General features: G+C 68.4%; 14 protein-coding genes. 10 read left to right on the top strand and 4 right to left on the bottom strand.

Annotated features, from left to right (window positions below):
• Nucleotides 1-66 precede the first annotated feature (66 nt).
• A complete protein-coding gene (locus SD37_RS06910; protein ID WP_044852342.1) occupies nucleotides 67-1,368 on the top strand; it encodes a bifunctional o-acetylhomoserine/o-acetylserine sulfhydrylase in 1,302 nt (433 codons plus the stop codon).
• Complete coding sequence (gene metX, locus SD37_RS06915) at nucleotides 1,365-2,498, top strand: homoserine O-acetyltransferase MetX (protein ID WP_044852343.1); 1,134 nt, start codon at nucleotides 1,365-1,367, stop codon at nucleotides 2,496-2,498. The genes SD37_RS06910 and metX overlap by 4 nt, the downstream gene beginning before the upstream one ends.
• A 300-nt stretch (nucleotides 2,499-2,798) precedes the next feature.
• Here the strand turns inward: metX and SD37_RS06920 are convergent, their stop codons facing one another.
• Both SD37_RS06920 and SD37_RS06925 read right to left on the bottom strand, forming a co-directional pair.
• Nucleotides 2,799-3,296 (bottom strand): hypothetical protein, encoded by a 498-nt coding sequence (locus SD37_RS06920; protein ID WP_037306679.1) that lies wholly within the window; start codon nucleotides 3,294-3,296, stop codon nucleotides 2,799-2,801.
• Nucleotides 3,297-3,353: 57 nt separating this feature from the next.
• A complete protein-coding gene (locus tag SD37_RS06925; protein WP_044852344.1) occupies nucleotides 3,354-3,944 on the bottom strand; it encodes an SACE_7040 family transcriptional regulator in 591 nt (196 codons plus the stop codon).
• A gap of 151 nt (nucleotides 3,945-4,095) precedes the next feature.
• Here SD37_RS06925 and SD37_RS06930 point away from each other — a divergent pair, with 151 nt between their 5' ends.
• The 8 genes from SD37_RS06930 to SD37_RS06965 all read left to right on the top strand — a co-directional run bounded on the left by SD37_RS06930 (nucleotide 4,096) and on the right by SD37_RS06965 (nucleotide 13,497).
• Entirely contained in the window at nucleotides 4,096-4,905 is an 810-nt protein-coding gene (locus SD37_RS06930) for an SGNH/GDSL hydrolase family protein (protein WP_044852345.1), read from the top strand.
• 176 nt (nucleotides 4,906-5,081) lie between these two features.
• The gene (locus SD37_RS06935) at nucleotides 5,082-6,695 is read left to right on the top strand and encodes a carboxyl transferase domain-containing protein (protein WP_044852346.1); all 1,614 of its coding nucleotides are present in this window, start codon (nucleotides 5,082-5,084) and stop codon (nucleotides 6,693-6,695) included.
• A 175-nt stretch (nucleotides 6,696-6,870) separates the two neighbouring features.
• A complete protein-coding gene (locus SD37_RS06940) occupies nucleotides 6,871-8,856 on the top strand; it encodes an ATP-binding protein (protein ID WP_044852790.1) in 1,986 nt (661 codons plus the stop codon).
• Entirely contained in the window at nucleotides 8,853-10,007 is a 1,155-nt protein-coding gene (locus SD37_RS06945) for an acyl-CoA dehydrogenase family protein (protein ID WP_044852347.1), read from the top strand. The genes SD37_RS06940 and SD37_RS06945 overlap by 4 nt, the downstream gene beginning before the upstream one ends.
• An 82-nt stretch (nucleotides 10,008-10,089) precedes the next feature.
• Nucleotides 10,090-10,857, top strand: a complete 768-nt coding sequence (map, locus tag SD37_RS06950; protein WP_044852348.1) for a type I methionyl aminopeptidase — start codon at nucleotides 10,090-10,092, stop codon at nucleotides 10,855-10,857.
• A 9-nt stretch (nucleotides 10,858-10,866) separates the two neighbouring features.
• Nucleotides 10,867-11,373 carry a GNAT family N-acetyltransferase gene (locus tag SD37_RS06955; RefSeq protein ID WP_044852349.1) on the top strand — a complete coding sequence of 169 codons (507 nt, stop codon included), beginning with the start codon at nucleotides 10,867-10,869 and terminating at the stop codon, nucleotides 11,371-11,373.
• Between the two features lie 86 nt (nucleotides 11,374-11,459).
• The gene (locus tag SD37_RS06960; protein ID WP_044852350.1) at nucleotides 11,460-12,323 is read left to right on the top strand and encodes an SDR family oxidoreductase; all 864 of its coding nucleotides are present in this window, start codon (nucleotides 11,460-11,462) and stop codon (nucleotides 12,321-12,323) included.
• A gap of 118 nt (nucleotides 12,324-12,441) precedes the next feature.
• Nucleotides 12,442-13,497 (top strand): alpha/beta fold hydrolase, encoded by a 1,056-nt coding sequence (locus SD37_RS06965; protein WP_044852351.1) that lies wholly within the window; start codon nucleotides 12,442-12,444, stop codon nucleotides 13,495-13,497.
• A 173-nt stretch (nucleotides 13,498-13,670) separates the two neighbouring features.
• Here the strand turns inward: SD37_RS06965 and SD37_RS06970 are convergent, their stop codons facing one another.
• Entirely contained in the window at nucleotides 13,671-14,675 is a 1,005-nt protein-coding gene (locus SD37_RS06970; RefSeq protein ID WP_044852352.1) for an MASE1 domain-containing protein, read from the bottom strand.
• Nucleotides 14,676-14,904: 229 nt separating this feature from the next.
• Nucleotides 14,905-16,113 (bottom strand): acyl-CoA dehydrogenase family protein, encoded by a 1,209-nt coding sequence (locus SD37_RS06975; RefSeq protein ID WP_044852353.1) that lies wholly within the window; start codon nucleotides 16,111-16,113, stop codon nucleotides 14,905-14,907.
• Nucleotides 16,114-16,131 lie beyond the last annotated feature (18 nt).

Genomic DNA, 16,131 nt, shown 5'->3' on the forward strand with positions numbered 1-16,131 from the left:
GCTCCGTCCGGCGGAGCTAGCTTCGGTCACAACAGCCGAAACCCTTGAACCGCTAGGAGAATCGCGATGAGCGCGGACGGATGGTCGTTCGATACCAAGCAGATCCACGCGGGCGCGGCGCCGGACACCGCCACCGGCGCGCGGGCCACCCCGATCTACCAGACCACCTCGTACGTGTTCCGCGATACCCAGCACGGTGCCGACCTGTTCAGCCTCGCCGAGCCGGGCAACATCTACACCCGGATCAACAACCCCACGCAGGACGTCCTGGAGCAGCGCGTCGCCGCGCTCGAAGGCGGTGTCGCGGCGCTGGCGTTCGCCTCCGGGTCCGCGGCGACGACGGCGGCCATCCTCAACCTCGCGAACGCGGGCGACCACTTCGTCTCCAGTCCGTCGCTCTACGGCGGTACCTACAACCTCTTCCATTACACACTGCCGAAACTCGGTATCGAGGTCTCGTTCGTCGAGGACCAGGACGACATCGAGCAGTGGAAGGCCGCTGTCCGGCCCAACACCAAGCTGTTCTTCGCCGAGACGCTGGCCAACCCGGGCAGCAACGTCCTGGACATCCGCGCGGTCGCCGACGCCGCGCACGAGTCGGGCGTCCCGCTGGTGGTGGACAACACCGTGCCGACGCCGTACCTTGTCCGCCCGATCGAGCACGGCGCCGACATCGTGGTCCACTCGGCGACCAAGTACCTCGGCGGCCACGGCACCACGGTCGCCGGCGTGCTGGTCGACGGCGGAACCTTCGACTTCGGCAAGGATCCCGCGCGTTTCCCCGGTTTCACCGAGGCCGACCCGAGCTACCACGGCCTCAAGTACTGGGAGGCGCTCGGACCCGGCGCGTACGCGGCCAAGGCCAGGGTGCAGATCCTGCGTGACACCGGTGCCGCGATCGCGCCGTTGAACAGTTTCCTGATCCTGCAAGGGATCGAGACGCTGTCACTGCGCCTGGAGCGGCACGTGTCCAACGCGCAGGCGCTGGCCGAATGGCTGGAGCAGCGCGACGAGGTCGAGAAGGTGTACTACGCCGGACTGCCGTCGAGCCCGTATCACGAGGCGGCGAAGAAGTACCTGCCGAAGGGCGCGGGCGCTGTCCTGTCCTTCGACCTGCGCGGCGGTGCCGACGCCGGACGAGCCTTTGTGGACGGTACGGAACTGCACAGTCAGCTGGTCAACATCGGCGATGTCCGCAGCCTGATCGTGCATCCGGCCTCGACGACGCACAGCCAGCTCGCCCCGGAGGAGCAGCTGGCGAGCGGGGTCACGCCCGGGCTCGTGCGGCTCGCCGTCGGACTCGAAGGGATCGAGGACCTCAAGGCCGACCTCGAGGCCGGATTCCGGGCGGCCAAGGCGGCTCTGTGACGCAGGCTCCCGATCTCCCTCCCGTCACCGGTGCGTGGCGGGAGGGAGATCCGCCTGGACGGCGCCGGTTCGTCACCGGCGTCCAGGTGCTCGAAACCGGGCCGGAGCTGCGTTTCACTCTCGCCTATGAAACTTGGGGAACACTGAATTCCCGTGCCTCCAACGCGATTCTCGTCGAACACGCGCTGACCGGGGACAGCCACGCGGTCGGACCGGCGGAGGAAGGCCACGTCAGCCCCGGCTGGTGGGACGGCCTGATCGGACCGGGCAAGGCGATCGACACGGACGAATTCTTCGTGGTGGTCCCGAACGTCCTCGGTGGCTGTCAGGGTTCGACCGGCCCGTCGTCACGGCATCCGGACGGAAAGGCTTGGGGCAGCAGGTTTCCCGCCGTGACCGTCCGGGATCAGGTGGCCGCCGAGGTCGTCCTCGCCGACGCGCTGGGTATCGGCCGGTGGGCCGCGGTGCTCGGCGGTTCCATGGGCGGGATGCGCGCGCTGGAATGGGCGGTGAGCACCCCGGACCGGGTCGAGGCCCTGCTCGTCCTCGCTTCGACGGCGCAGGCTTCGGCCGACCAGATCGCCTGGGCCGCACCGCAACTGCACGCCATCCGCGCCGATCCGGGCTGGCACGGCGGCGACTACCACGACCTCCCCGGCGGCGGCCCGCACGCCGGGCTGGGTATCGCGCGGCGGATCGCGCACGTCACCTATCGCAGTGAAGGTGAACTGTCGCAACGGTTCGGCCGCCGATACCAGGAGGAAGAGGATCCACTGCACGGCGGCCGGTTCGCGGTCGAGTCCTATTTGGACCATCACGCCGGGAAGCTGTCCCGCCGGTTCGACGCCGGCAGCTACGTGGTGCTCACCGAATCGATGAACACCCACGACGTCGGCCGCGGACGCGGCGGCGTGGAGGCCGCGCTCGCCAGGGTCACCGCGCGCACGATCGCGGCCGGGGTCGACAGTGACCGGCTCTACCCGCTCTACCACTCGCGGGCGATCGCGGACGGGGTCGCGGGCGCCGAGTTCGCCGTCATCGGCTCGCCCTACGGGCACGACTCGTTCCTGATCGAGACCGAGCAGATCGCGAACTTGGTGAAGGGGCTCGTGAGTGGTAATGACGGTTAGAACCAAGGGTGTTTTAGGTACCTGCCAGGGGTAGGTTCGTTAGCGGCTGGCCGTGAAGGACTCCTTGAGGGACTCAAGGGTCCCTCAAGGAGTCCTTCACGGACGGCTCGCACCATCGCCACAGGCTCAGTGGCACCACCAGTCACAGCGGTAGCGCGTGAAGGCCCCCATCCCTCGGCTCAGCCGAGGAAACTCGACCATCACGTACTTCACCGCGAGCAAAGCCGCAGGCTACGAGTAGGTACCCAAGTGAGGGTTGGTTAGAACCGTCATTACCACTCCCGAGGCTCAGGGCGTGGCTTAGTCGGCGACGGCGTCCGAGATCCAGGGCGCCACCGGCAGATCCCGGTCGAGGCATTCCACCGAAAGCCGGATCGTCCAGCGCAGGGCCTGCAGCACCAGGCTGTCGACCTCGTCCGGGGCGGCGTTGGCGAGCGCGATCTCGACCTGCTCCTGCGCGGCTTCGCTGTTGCCGTGCACCTCGGCCAGCAGCGTGCGCACGGCCGTCCGGACGGGAGGGTCGGCCTGGTCGATGGAGACCTCTTCGCCGTCCTCGTCGAACACCTGGACCTTGACCGGGGCACTTCCTCCATCACCCAGCGTCGACACCATGGCGCTGCATTCGCCGAACAGCATCATCACGAGTTCTTTGGTCTCTTCGGAGCGGGCCTTCGGCTCGACGGCGGTCGGCGTGAGCTCGTCGAGCGCCTCGGCGTCGTCCCCGAGGCTGATCGCCACGAGCGCACGCTGCGCCTTCTCGACGAGCCTCCGCTCGTATTCGCTCCTGTCCGGCTCCACGTGCCTATCAAACACCAGAGAACGGAAAAGTGGCGACAGGCCGAAACCCGGACGGGGTCACTTGGCCGAGCGCAGGGCGCCGAGCGCGAGACGGCAGAGCATTTCGGCGAGTTCGCTGTCACCGAGATGGCGGTTGTACGGCGTCGAGTTGATCAACCCGAAGACCGCGTGCGCCGCCGACCGCGCCTGCCGCTCGCCGATGCCGGGGACGGCGTCGCTGATCGCGCGCACCCACACCTCGACGTACTGCCGCTGCATGGCGCGGACCTGCTTGCGGTCGGCGTCGGTGAGGTTGGCGAGGTTGCGCTCCTGGACGGTGATCAACGCGGGATGCGCGAGCGCGAAGTCCACATGAAAATTCACCAATGCTTCGAGAACCTCGCCCGGCTCGTCCCGCTGGCTCGCCCTCGCCGTCCCGCCGTCGAGGAGATAGCGGCTGATGGAGTTCAGCATCTCCCCGAGAATCGCGTCCTTGCTGCGGAAATGCCGGTACAGCGCCGGCCCGGAGATGCCGACGGCCGCGCCGATGTCGTCGATGCCGACGCCGTGGAAACCGTGGTGGGCGAAGAGTTCGGCGGCGGCGGCCATGATCTGTTCACGCCTGTTCGCCTTCTCGCCGTTCACGAGTGGGGTGGGGTTCGCCGGCATCTGGCCATATTAAGGCCGCGTGTTAGCGAGCGCTAACACGCGGCCGTACTTCCAGCCTGGGCCAAGCGGGTTACCTGGGGAAATGACCCTTTTGCGTGGGGCTACCACCTGGTAATGCTGTGTCTCGTTAACTTGTCACGAAGGAGTGACCATGGCCGTCCCTGCTCGGATCAAAGCTCTTTCCTTCACTCGTTTAGGTGCGGCCCTGGGGGTCGCCGTCCTTGCCACCTTCGGTCTTGCCGGCACCGCGCAAGCCGCCACCGACTACGTCGCGCTCGGCGACTCGTACTCGTCCGGCGTCGGTGCCGGCAGCTACGGGAACTCGGGTGACTGCATGCGCAGCGCCAACGCCTATCCCCAGCTGTGGGCCAACGCCCATGCCGGGACCACCTTCAAGTTCGTCGCGTGCTCGGGGGCGCGCACCGGCGACGTCCTCAATCAGATCGCGAACGTCACCTCCAGCGCCACGCTGGTGACGGTCTCGGTCGGCGGCAACGACGCCGGTTTCGCCGACGTCATGACCACCTGCACCACCGGCAGTGACCAGACCTGCGTCAACCGGGTCAACACCGCGAAGACCTACGTGAACAACACGCTTCCCGGCCTGCTGGACAACGTCTACAGCAAGATCAAGTCGAAGGCGCCCAGTGCGAAGCTGGTCGTCCTCGGGTACCCGCGCTTCTACACGGTGCCGGGTTCGTGCTCGGTCGGACTGAGCGACACCAAGCGCACGGCGATCAACTCGGGTTCCGACGCGCTGGCGTCGGTGCTCTCGGCCCGCGCGTCCGCGAACGGCGCGAAGTTCGTCGACGTGCGCGGTGCCTTCACCGGGCACAACATCTGCTCGTCGGCCGACGACTACCTGCACAGCCTCACCTGGCCGATCGTCAACTCGTACCACCCGACCGTCGCCGGGCAGCGCGGCGGCTACTACAACACGCTGGTCTCCGCGATCGGCTGATTTTCCGTAGCGAGGGCTGAAGGGGCCCTTCACCGCATGTCACGCGGTGAAGGGCCCCTTCGTCGCATGTCATGCGGGTAAAGCGTCCTTCAGCCCCCGCCTGGTGGACAGAGTGGGTTAGTGGGCGTTAACCTACGCAGGCAAGTTAACGACGGCTAACTTGGCGACGAGGAGCCATGGACACACCCGTACTGAGCACTTCCGCCGACCCGGGCAGCGACGAGTACGCCCGCAGCGTCACCTCCCACGCCGAGCTGGTCGAGGACCTGCGCAAGCGGCTCGCCGCGGCCCGGCTCGGGGGCACGGAGAAGTCCCGCGCCCGCCACGTCGAGCGGGGGAAACTCCTGCCACGCGACCGGGTCGACACCCTCCTCGACCCGGGTTCGCCGTTCCTGGAGCTGTCCCCGCTGGCCGCCACCGGACTGTATGACGACGAAGCGCCCGCGGCCGGGATCATCACCGGAATCGGGCGGGTCTCCGGCCGCGAATGCGTGATCGTCGCGAACGACGCCACGGTCAAGGGCGGCACGTACTACCCGATGACGGTCAAGAAGCACCTGCGCGCCCAAGAGGTCGCGCTGCACAACAACCTGCCGTGCGTCTACCTGGTGGACTCCGGCGGCGCGTTCCTGCCGAGGCAGGACGAGGTCTTCCCGGATCGTGAACACTTCGGCCGGATCTTCTACAACCAGGCGACCATGTCCGCGCGCGGCATCCCGCAGATCGCCGCCGTGCTCGGCTCCTGCACCGCGGGCGGCGCGTACGTCCCGGCGATGAGCGACGAAGCGGTCATCGTGCGCAATCAGGGCACGATCTTCCTGGGCGGCCCGCCGCTCGTGAAGGCCGCGACCGGCGAGGTCGTCACGGCCGAGGAACTCGGCGGCGGGGACGTGCACTCGCGTCAGTCCGGCGTCACCGACCACCTGGCCGACGACGACGCCGACGCGCTCCGCATTGTTCGCTCGATCGTGTCAACTTTGGGACCGCGTACGCCCCGCCCGTGGGACGTCCTCCCGACCGAGGCGCCTGCCGCCGACCCGGACGAGCTGTACGGCGTCGTCCCGACCGACCCGCGGGTGCCCTACGACGTCCGCGAGGTGATCGCCCGGATCGTCGACGGCAGCCGGTTCGGCGAGTTCAAGAAGGAGTACGGCTCGACGCTGGTCACCGGGTTCGCCCGGATCCACGGCCATCCCGTCGGCATCGTCGCGAACAACGGCGTGCTGTTCGCCGAGTCCGCGATGAAGGGCGCGCACTTCATCGAACTGTGCGACAAACGCTCGATCCCGTTGCTGTTCCTGCAGAACATCACCGGGTTCATGGTCGGCCGCGCCTATGAGGCAGGCGGCATCGCGAAGCACGGCGCGAAAATGGTCACCGCGGTGGCCTGCGCTCGGGTGCCGAAGCTGACCGTCGTCATCGGCGGTTCGTTCGGCGCGGGCAACTATTCGATGTGCGGCCGCGCGTATTCGCCCCGGTTCCTGTGGATGTGGCCGAACGCGCGGATCTCGGTGATGGGTGGCGAGCAGGCGGCGTCGGTCCTCTCGACGGTCCGCCGCGACGCCATCGAGGCCCGCGGCGGCGAATGGTCCACAGAGGACGAAGAGGCTTTCAAGGATCCGATCCGCGAGCAGTACGAGGCGCAGGGCAGCCCGTACTACTCGACGGCGCGGCTGTGGGACGACGGCGTGATCGACCCGGCGGACACCCGCAAGGTGCTCGGTCTCGCGCTCTCCGCGGCGGCCAACGCGCCTTTGTCCGATGTCAACTACGGCGTTTTCCGGATGTGAGCGCGACGATGCGGAGGACCGCTCAAATCGACCGAAGCCGGCGCGCGGCCCGTCCGGAGGACTCGCGAACGTGGAGGCAGGCCGCCGCTGTCGTGCGCCTTGAGTTTGATTTCCCAACGAGCGGCCTGGCTACGCGTTCGCGATCGCGCGCCGCCGGAAAACACAGGATGTGAGCATGTTCGACACGGTTCTGGTCGCCAACCGCGGGGAGATCGCCGTCCGCGTGATCCGTTCGCTGCAGGGGCTCGGCATCCGATCGGTCGCGGTCTACAGCGACGCGGACGCCGACGCCAAGCACGTCCGCGAGGCGCATACGGCGGTCCGCATCGGCCCGGCCGAAGCGGCGAAAAGCTATTTGTCCATCCCGGCGATCGTCCAGGCGGCGCTCGACACCGGCGCGCAGGCGGTCCACCCCGGCTACGGTTTCCTCGCGGAGAACGCGGAATTCGCCCGCGCCTGCGCGGAAGCCGGGCTGGTCTTCATCGGGCCGCCGGTCGAGGCGATCGACGCCATGGGCGACAAGATCCGCGCCAAGGCGACGGTGTCCAAGGCCGGTGTCCCGGTCGTGCCCGGCGCGTCCGATGTGGACATTCCCGAGGGTGGTTTCGCGGCCGCCGCGGAAAAGGTCGGGTTCCCGCTGCTGCTCAAGCCGTCCGCCGGTGGTGGCGGCAAGGGGATGCGGCTGGTGACCGCACTGTCCGAACTGGACGACGCGGTGGAATCCGCGCGCCGTGAGGCCAAGGGTTCCTTCGGCGACGACACCCTGCTGATGGAGCGGTTCGTCACCACGCCGAGGCATATCGAGATCCAGGTGCTCGCCGACACACACGGCAACGTGATCCACCTCGGTGAGCGCGAGTGCAGCCTGCAGCGGCGGCACCAGAAGATCATCGAAGAGGCGCCGTCGGTGCTCCTCGACGAAGCCACGCGCGCGAGGATGGGCGCGTCCGCCGTCGAAGCGGCGCGGTCGGTCGGTTACGTCGGCGCGGGCACGGTCGAGTTCATCGTCTCGGCCACCGCGCCCGACGAGTTCTTCTTCATGGAGATGAACACGCGCCTGCAGGTCGAGCATCCGGTGACCGAGTTGGTGACCGGGCTCGACCTCGTCGAGTGGCAGGTCAAGATCGCCGCGGGCGACGTGCTCACCGTGTCGCAGGACGACGTCCGGCTGGACGGCCACGCCGTCGAAGCCCGCGTGTACGCCGAGGATCCCGCCCGTGGCTTCATCCCGACCGGCGGAACCGTGCTCGCGGTCCACGAACCGTCCGGCGAGGGCGTGCGCGTCGACTCGTGGATGAGCGAGGGCGCGGTCATCGGTTCGAACTACGACCCGATGCTGGCCAAGGTCATCGCCTGGGGGCCGGACCGCGCGGCCGCGTTGCACCGGCTCGATCTGGCGCTCGCCGACACCGCGTTGCTCGGCGTCGGCACGAATGTCGCGTTCCTGCGCGGACTGCTCGCGGACGCCGACGTCCGGGACGGCAAGCTCGACACCGGCCTCGTCGACCGGCGACTGTCCACTTTGGTCTCCGAAGAGGTGCCGCCGGAGTTCTTCGTGGCCGCCGCGCTCGACAGGTTGCTTTCCCTGCAGCCCCAGGGGCCGGTCGTCGATCCCTGGGACGTTCCCGACGGCTGGCGGCTCGGAGCGTCCGGCGGGATCGACTTCGCCCTGAAATCCGGCGGCTCCGAAGCCGTCGTGCGGGTGCAGGGCACCCCGGCGGACGCGCTCGTCAGTGTCGACGGGCGTGCCCCGGCGCGGGTTTCCGCGCGGCGCGACGGCGATCTGCTCGAAGTCCGGCATCCCACCGGTTTCCACCGCTATCGGCACGCCGCCGGACGCGGGAAGACCGTCTGGCTCGCGCGGGACGGGCACAGCTTCGCGATCGGTGAGCGGGAAAGGCTGCGCTCGGCCGCCGGTGCCGCGGGCGGCGCCGGACCGGTCACCAGCCCGATGCCCGGCACCGTGCTCGTGGTCAAGGTCGCCGCCGGCGACGTCGTGAGCGCGGGGACGCCGCTCGTGGTCGTCGAGGCGATGAAGATGGAGCACACGATCACCGCGCCGATCGACGGCGTGGTCAGCGAACTCCCCGTCCGGGCGGGCCAACAGGTCGCGCTGGACGAGACGGTAGCCGTTGTGACACCCCAAAAGGATGACCAATGATCGACTTTCGGCTGGATGACGAGTACGAGGCGCTGCGCAAGACGGTCGAGGAGTTCGCGCGCTCCGAGGTCGCCCCGGTCATCGGCGACCTGTACGAGCGGGAGGAGTTCCCGTACGAGATCGTCGCGAAAATGGCCGAGATGGGCCTGTTCGGCCTGCCCTTCCCCGAAGAGTACGGCGGCATGGGCGGCGACTACTTCGCGCTGTGCCTGACGTTGGAGGAACTGGCGCGGGTCGACTCCTCGGTCGCGATCACCGTCGAGGCCGGGGTTTCCTTGGGCGCCATGCCGATCTACCGGTTCGGCACCAAGGAACAGAAGGAGAAGTGGCTTCCCGAGCTGTGCGCGGGGACCGCTCTCGGCGCGTTCGGGCTCACCGAACCGGGCGGCGGCTCGGACGCGGGCGCCACCCGCACCCGCGCGAAGCTCGACGGCGACACCTGGGTGATCAACGGCAGCAAATCGTTCATCACCAACTCCGGTACCGACATCACGAAACTGGTCACGGTCACCGCCGTCACCGACGTGAAGGAGAACGGGCGCAAGGAGATCTCGGCGATCATCGTCCCGGCAGGCACGCCGGGCTTCGCGGTGGCGCCGAAGTACTCCAAGGTCGGCTGGAACTGCTCGGACACGCACGAGCTGTCGTTCGACGACGTCCGCGTCCCGGCGGAGAACCTGGTCGGCGAGCGGGGCCGGGGCTACGCCCAGTTCCTGTCCATTTTGGACGAAGGCCGGGTCGCGATCGCCGCGCTGAGCGTCGGTCTCGCGCAGGGCTGTGTCGACGAATGCCTGCGGTACGTCAAGGAACGCGAGGCGTTCGGGCACAAGATCGGCGAGTACCAGGCGATCCAGTTCAAGATCGCCGACATGGAGGTGCGCACGCACACCGCGCGGCTGGCGTACTACGCGGCGGCGTCGAAGATGCTGCGCGGCGAGCCGTTCAAGAAGGAGGCGTCGATCGCGAAGCTGGTCGCGTCGAACGCGGCCATGGACAACTCGCGCGACGCGACGCAGATCTTCGGCGGGTACGGCTTCATGAACGAGTTCCCGGTGAGCCGGTTCTACCGGGACGCGAAGATCCTGGAGATCGGCGAAGGCACCTCCGAGGTGCAGCGGATGCTGATCGCGCGGCACCTCGGCGTCGCCTGACCCACGCGTTCAGTCCTCTGGATGCGCAGGGTGGCCGGTCGCGCTTGACCATGCCGATAACTATACCGGTATAGTTATCGGCATGGTCGAGTTGAAGTCCCCTGGTGAGCTGGACGCCATGCGCGAGTCCGGCCGGGTCGTGGCACAGGCGTTGCAAGCGGTGAAGAAGGAGTCGGTGATCGGTGTCGGCTTGAAGGAGCTGGACGAGGTCGCCGCGCAGGTGATCAGGGACGCCGGCGCGAAGCCGAACTTCCTGAACTGCCGGCCGCACTCCGCGCCGACGCCGTTTCCCGGCGTGATCTGCGCGAGCGTCAACGACGCCGTCGTCCACGGCATCCCGTCGGGTTACCGGCTGAACGACGGTGACCTGGTGAGCATCGACTGCGGCGCCTACATCGACGGCTGGCACGGTGACGCGGCGATCAGCTACGTCGTCGGCGCCGCCGACCCCGCCGACCTCGAACTCATCGCGACCACCGAGCGTGGCCTGGCCGCCGGGATCGCCGCCGCGCTGGCGGGCGGCAGGATGGGCGACATTTCCCACGCCGTCGGGACCGTCGGCCGCGAGGCCGGGTACGGGCTCCTCGAAAACCATGGCGGCCATGGCATCGGCCGCGCGATGCACGAGGACCCGCATCTGCCGAACGAGGGCAGGCCGGGCCGCGGCATGCGGCTCAAGCCGGGCCTGGTGCTGGCGATCGAGCCGATGTACATCGCGGACGGCACCGACGAGTACCGGACCGCGGAAGACGGCTGGACGCTGCACACCGCGAGCGGTTGCCGGGCCGCGCATGTCGAGCACACGGTCGCCATCACGACAGAAGGCCCGCGTGTCCTCACGATGTTGTAGAACGGAGAAATGAGCGATTTCATCATCCGCCAGGGTGGTTCTGGGGACTTTCGAACCTTGCTGGACATGTTCGACGAGGTCGTCGCGTGGTTGGCCTCGCGCGGCAGCGAAGGGCAGTGGGGGAGCGAGCCGTGGTCCACGATCCCGAAGCGGGTCGAGCGGGTCCGCGGGATGGCCGACGGGCCGGGGCTGTACCTCGCCGAGATCGACGGCCAGGTGGCCGGGGCGATCATCCTCGGTGACCGTTTCCCGCATGTCCCGCCGGTCGACGAGCCGGAGATCTACATCGGCCTGCTGCTGACCTCGCGCCGGTTCACCGGTCACCGGGTCGGCTCGCGGCTCATCGAGTTCGCGCTGGCCGAGGCGCGGGAACGCGGCATCGGGCTGGTGCGGGTCGACTGCTGGGCCGGCGGCGACGGCGACCTGCAGCGCTACTACGAGAGCCAGGGCTTCAAGCCGACGGAACGCTTCGACGTCAACGGCTGGATCGGGCAGGTGTTCGAGCAGCGGCCCTAGGACTGGCGTCGTGGCGGCGTCCGGTGCACCATAGTTGGCACATCGCCAACAGTGCCCCGGACAGTGAAGTCGCAGAGGAGCCCAGCATGGCCAAGCGTGAACGTTCCCTGGCAGGCAAGGTCGTCGTGATCACCGGAGCGGCGCAGGGCATCGGAGCCGCCACCGCGACGGCGCTGTCCCGGCTCGGTGCCAAGGTGGTCATCGGCGACCTGGACCAGGTCCTCGCCGAGAAGACCGCGGCCGAGCTGGGGGCGGAGGCGCTGCCGCTCGACGTCACCGACACCCAGGGCTTCACCGAATTCCTCGACGAGGTCGAGCGGCGCGTGGGCCCGATCGACGTGCTGATCAACAACGCGGGCATCATGCCGCTCGCGCCGCTCGAAGAAGAGGACGACGCCGCCACCCGGCGCCTGCTCGAGATCAATCTGCACGCGGTCATCCACGGCACCAGGGAAGCGGTCAAACGAATGCGCCCGCGTGGCACCGGCCACATCGTGAACATCGCGTCGATGGCCGGGAAGGCCGGTTTCCCCGGCGCGGCCACCTACTGCGCCACGAAGCACGCGGTCGTCGGTTTGTCGGAATCGGTGCATCTGGAGCTGCGCGGGACGGGTGTCCTGGTCTCGTGCGTGATGCCCGCCGTCGTGCGCACGGAACTGGCCAGCGGACTCGGCGAGGCGAAGTTCTTCAAGTCGGTCGGGCCGGAAGATGTGGCGCAGGCCATTGCCGATGCGTTGCGCCGTCCCAAATTCGACGTCTTCGTTCCCGGATCGCTGGACGCCATGGGCAGGATCACACGGCTGCTTCCCCGGCGGGTCGGCGAAGGGCTGGTCCGCGCGCTCGGCGGCGACCGGATTCTGGCCTCGGCAACGCATTCCAGTGCTCGCGCGGAGTACGAATCGCGGGCCGCGCGCAGCGCCCCGGCGGCGGAGAAGGAGTCCGGCTCTTAACTCGGACGGCCTAGCGACCGTCCGAAGTGGACGGCCTGGAACGGCGACGGTGTTGAGTCGTGCGCCCGTAGGCGGCAAGATTGCGTCTTACCGCGTTCATCCCTCCAGGAGGCACCTCATGGCAACACCCCCGGCACGGCTCGCCGCCGCCGCGTCGAACGTCGTCGGGAAGGTGCTGCACGGTGGTGTCGCCGATCTCCGCCCGGTGCCGCGCGTCCTGATCGACCAGGGCCCCAACCGGTCGGTGTACCGGCTGACCAACGGCAAGGCCCCGGCGTCCGGCCCGCCGGTGCTGCTGGTGCCGCCGCTGGCCGCGCCCGCCCTGTGCTTCGACCTGCGCCGCGGATGCAGCCTGGCCGAGCATCTGGTCGACGGCGGCCGCAACACCTACCTGGTCGACTACGGGAACGTCGCCTTCTCCGACCGGCGCCTCGGCATCGAGCACTGGATCGAGGAGGTGCTCCCGCGGGCGATCCGGAAGGTCAGCGAGGACTCCGGCGGCCAGGGCGTGCACGTCATCGCCTGGTGCCTCGGCGGGATCTTCTCCCTGCTGACCGCCGCCGACCAGCCCGAGCTGCCGATCGAGTCGATCGCGACCATCGCGTCGCCGTTCGACTTCACCGCGATCCCGCTGATCGCGCCGTTCCGCCCGCTGGTGGACCTCACCGGCGGCCACCTGCTGACCCCGATCTACCGCGTGCTCGGCGGCGCACCGTCCTATTTGGTCAGCCGCGTCTTCCGCGCGACCGGGATCAGCAAGGAGATCACCAAACCGCTGGCGATCCTGAAGAATCTCGACGACCGGGACTACCTGGCGCAGATCGAGGCCGTCGACCACTTCATGGACAACATGATCGCCTACCCCGGCCGGACCTTCGGGCAGATCTACCACCGGTTCTTCCGCGCCAACGACCTCGCCGAGGGCACAGTGGACCTCAACGGCCGCATCATCGCGCTGTCCGGCGTCAAGGTGCCGACACTGGTCATCGCCGGGCAGAACGACACCATCGCGCCGCGCGGTGCCGTCGAGCGGCTCACCGGACTGCTGGACAACTCGCCGTCGGTCACCTTCGAGACGGCGCCCGGCGGGCACCTGGGTGTCCTCACCGGCCGGAAGGCGCGCGGGACCACGTGGCGCTACCTCGACCGCTTCCTCGACGAGCAGGTCGCCTGAGTCTTTAGTGATCACCATCGGAAGTCCTCCGGGGGTCTCGACGGCCCAGCCTCCCGCTGGACGCACGGCCGCAAGGTCCGAGTACAAACCCCGGTACGAGGCCCTCGCGGCCGCACGCCCAGCGGAAACCTGGATCCGCCGAATACCCCCGAAGGACTTCCGATGGCAACCACTTAGCCGGCGAGTTCGTCGCCCTTGCCCGGTTCGCGCGGCGTCGTCATCGCGCTGCGCAACGACTGGCGCGGCGCGATCAGGTCGACCATTTCGGTGATCTGACGCCAGGCGTCGGTGATCTCGGCGGTCGCGCGGTCGCGTTGCAGGACGATCGTGGACAGCGTCAGCGCCGTCAGCCCCACCGTCGCGTTGAACGCCTGGGCCAGCAGCATCCTGTGCGCGAGTTCATAGCCGCCGTACGGTCCCAGGCCGCGTGCCGCGGCGAAGATCGTGAAGACGCAGACGCACAGGGAGCACAGCAGCGCCCCCGCCTGCCGGAAGCGCAGCGCCGCCCAGATCAGCACCGGGAACACGACGAACAGCTTGGGCGGGTTGGTCCCGGCGAGGATCGACACGCCGAGGGTGCCGACGCCGAGCGTGGCCGCTTCCGCCCAGCGGGCAAGGGAAATCCGCCTCGGCGGCCGGAATCTCCGCGCGAGCAGCAAGAGAGGGGTGATGGTGAGGACGCCCATCGCGTCGCCGGTCCACCAGACCAGCGCGGTCGGCCAGAAGTCGGCGGCCGCGAGCCCGCCTCCGGTGACCAGCGCGCCGGTGCCGATCAAGGCGCTGATCGCCGTGCCCCCGATCGCGCCGACGACGACCAGCAGTACGACGTCCGGGAGCCTGTCGAGCTGAGGCCGGAACCCGCGCCGTCGCATCAGGTAGTAGCCCAGTAGCGGGCCGAGCGTGTTCCCCACGGAGATCACCACGACGGCGAGCAGCGAAGGCCCGAGGGTGATGTTCGTCAGGAGCGCGCCGAAGGTGATCCCCGGCCAGAACCGCGGGCCGAGCAGGATCGGCACCGCCAGCGCGACCCCGGCCGCCGGCCACAGCGGCGAGATCTGCTCCCGCACGATCGCCCACTGGATGCCGATCTGGGCGGTGGCGAAGTAGCAGGCCGTGACGCTGAGGACGATGAGGCACCAGTGCGTGACGGGTGAGAGCTGTCGAGCGGAGAGTCTCATCGCGACTCCGGCCTTGGCGGGCAGGGAAAACTAAGAGGGTACCCCTGCCCGGCCCGTCACGAGGGTCGCCGGATGGTGTTGTCGTGGTCGTGGACTCTGTTGGTGATAAACGAAAACCGTGCCGATGCGGACGCTGTGTGCAGCTGCACGGGCCCCCGCACGTGTGTCATAAGGGGTCCCCATAGGACCGAACTCGCCCTATGGGGACCCCTTATGGCACTTCACGCGGCTACTTGAGCTCCGCGCTCGTCTTGCCCAGGATCCGGCGCGCCACGATCAGCTGCTGGATCTGTTGCGTGCCTTCGAAGATGTCCAGGATCTTCGCGTCCCGGCTCCACTTCTCCAGCAGTGATTCCTCGGTGTAGCCCAGGGTTCCGGCGAGTTCGACGCATTTCAGCGTGATCTCGACGACCGAGCGGCCCGCCTTCGCCTTGGCCATCGAGGCCTGCAGCGAGTTCGGCTTGCGGTTGTCGGCCATCCACGCCGATTCCATGGTCAGCAGGTACGCCGCTTCGTAGTCGGCCTCCAGCTGCAGGAACGTCGCGGCCGCGGCGTGCTGGCTGTGGACGGGCTTGTCGTAGTCGATGGTCACCCCGGCTTCGGTGAGGATCTTCCGGGTCTCCTCCAAGGCCGCGCGGGCGACGCCGATCGCCATGGCGGCGACCAGCGGGCGGGTGTTGTCGAAGGTCTGCATGACCCCGGCGAAACCCTTGGCGGTGTCGATCTCCGGTGTGCCGAGGAGGTTCTCCTTGGGCACCCGGACGTTTTCGAACCGCAGTACGGCGGTGTCGGAGGCGCGGATGCCGAGTTTGTGCTCGACGCGCACCACCTCGAAGCCGGGAGTGCCCTTCTCGACGACGAACGACTTGATCGCCGCGCGGCCCTTCGACTTGTCGAGGGTGGCCCAGACGACGACGGCGTCGGCGCGTTCACCGGCGGTCACGAAGATCTTCTCGCCGTTGATCACGTACTCGTCGCCGTCGAGGCGCGCGGTCGCGGTGATCGCGGCCGAGTCCGAGCCGCAGTCCGGTTCGGTGATCGCCATCGCGGCCCACAGCCCGGAGAACTTCTTGAGCTGTTCGTCCGTGGCGACCGAGCCGATGGCGGCGTTGCCGAGGCCCTGACGCGGCATCGACAGCAGCAGACCGACGTCGCCCCAGCACATCTCGATCGTGCCGAGCACGATGTTGAGGTTGGAACCGTTGCGGTTGCCCGGTTTCTCGTTCTTCTCGGACCGGCGGACGCCCGCCGCGCCCGCGCCGCCCTCACCGGAGGAGTTCAGCCCGTCCAGCAGCGCGGCGAACATGTCGAGTTCGGCCGGGTAGGTGTGCTCGGCGCGGTCGTACTTGCGCGAGATCGGCCGGAACACCTCGGCCGCGGCCTGGTACGCCTGGTTGATCAGGGTGCCGGCCTTCTTCGGAACTTCAAGGTTGATCATGATTGCCTTTCGCAAGTC

It is taken from the genome of Amycolatopsis orientalis (assembly GCF_000943515.2).
Classification (GTDB): Bacteria; Actinomycetota; Actinomycetes; order Mycobacteriales; family Pseudonocardiaceae; genus Amycolatopsis; species Amycolatopsis orientalis.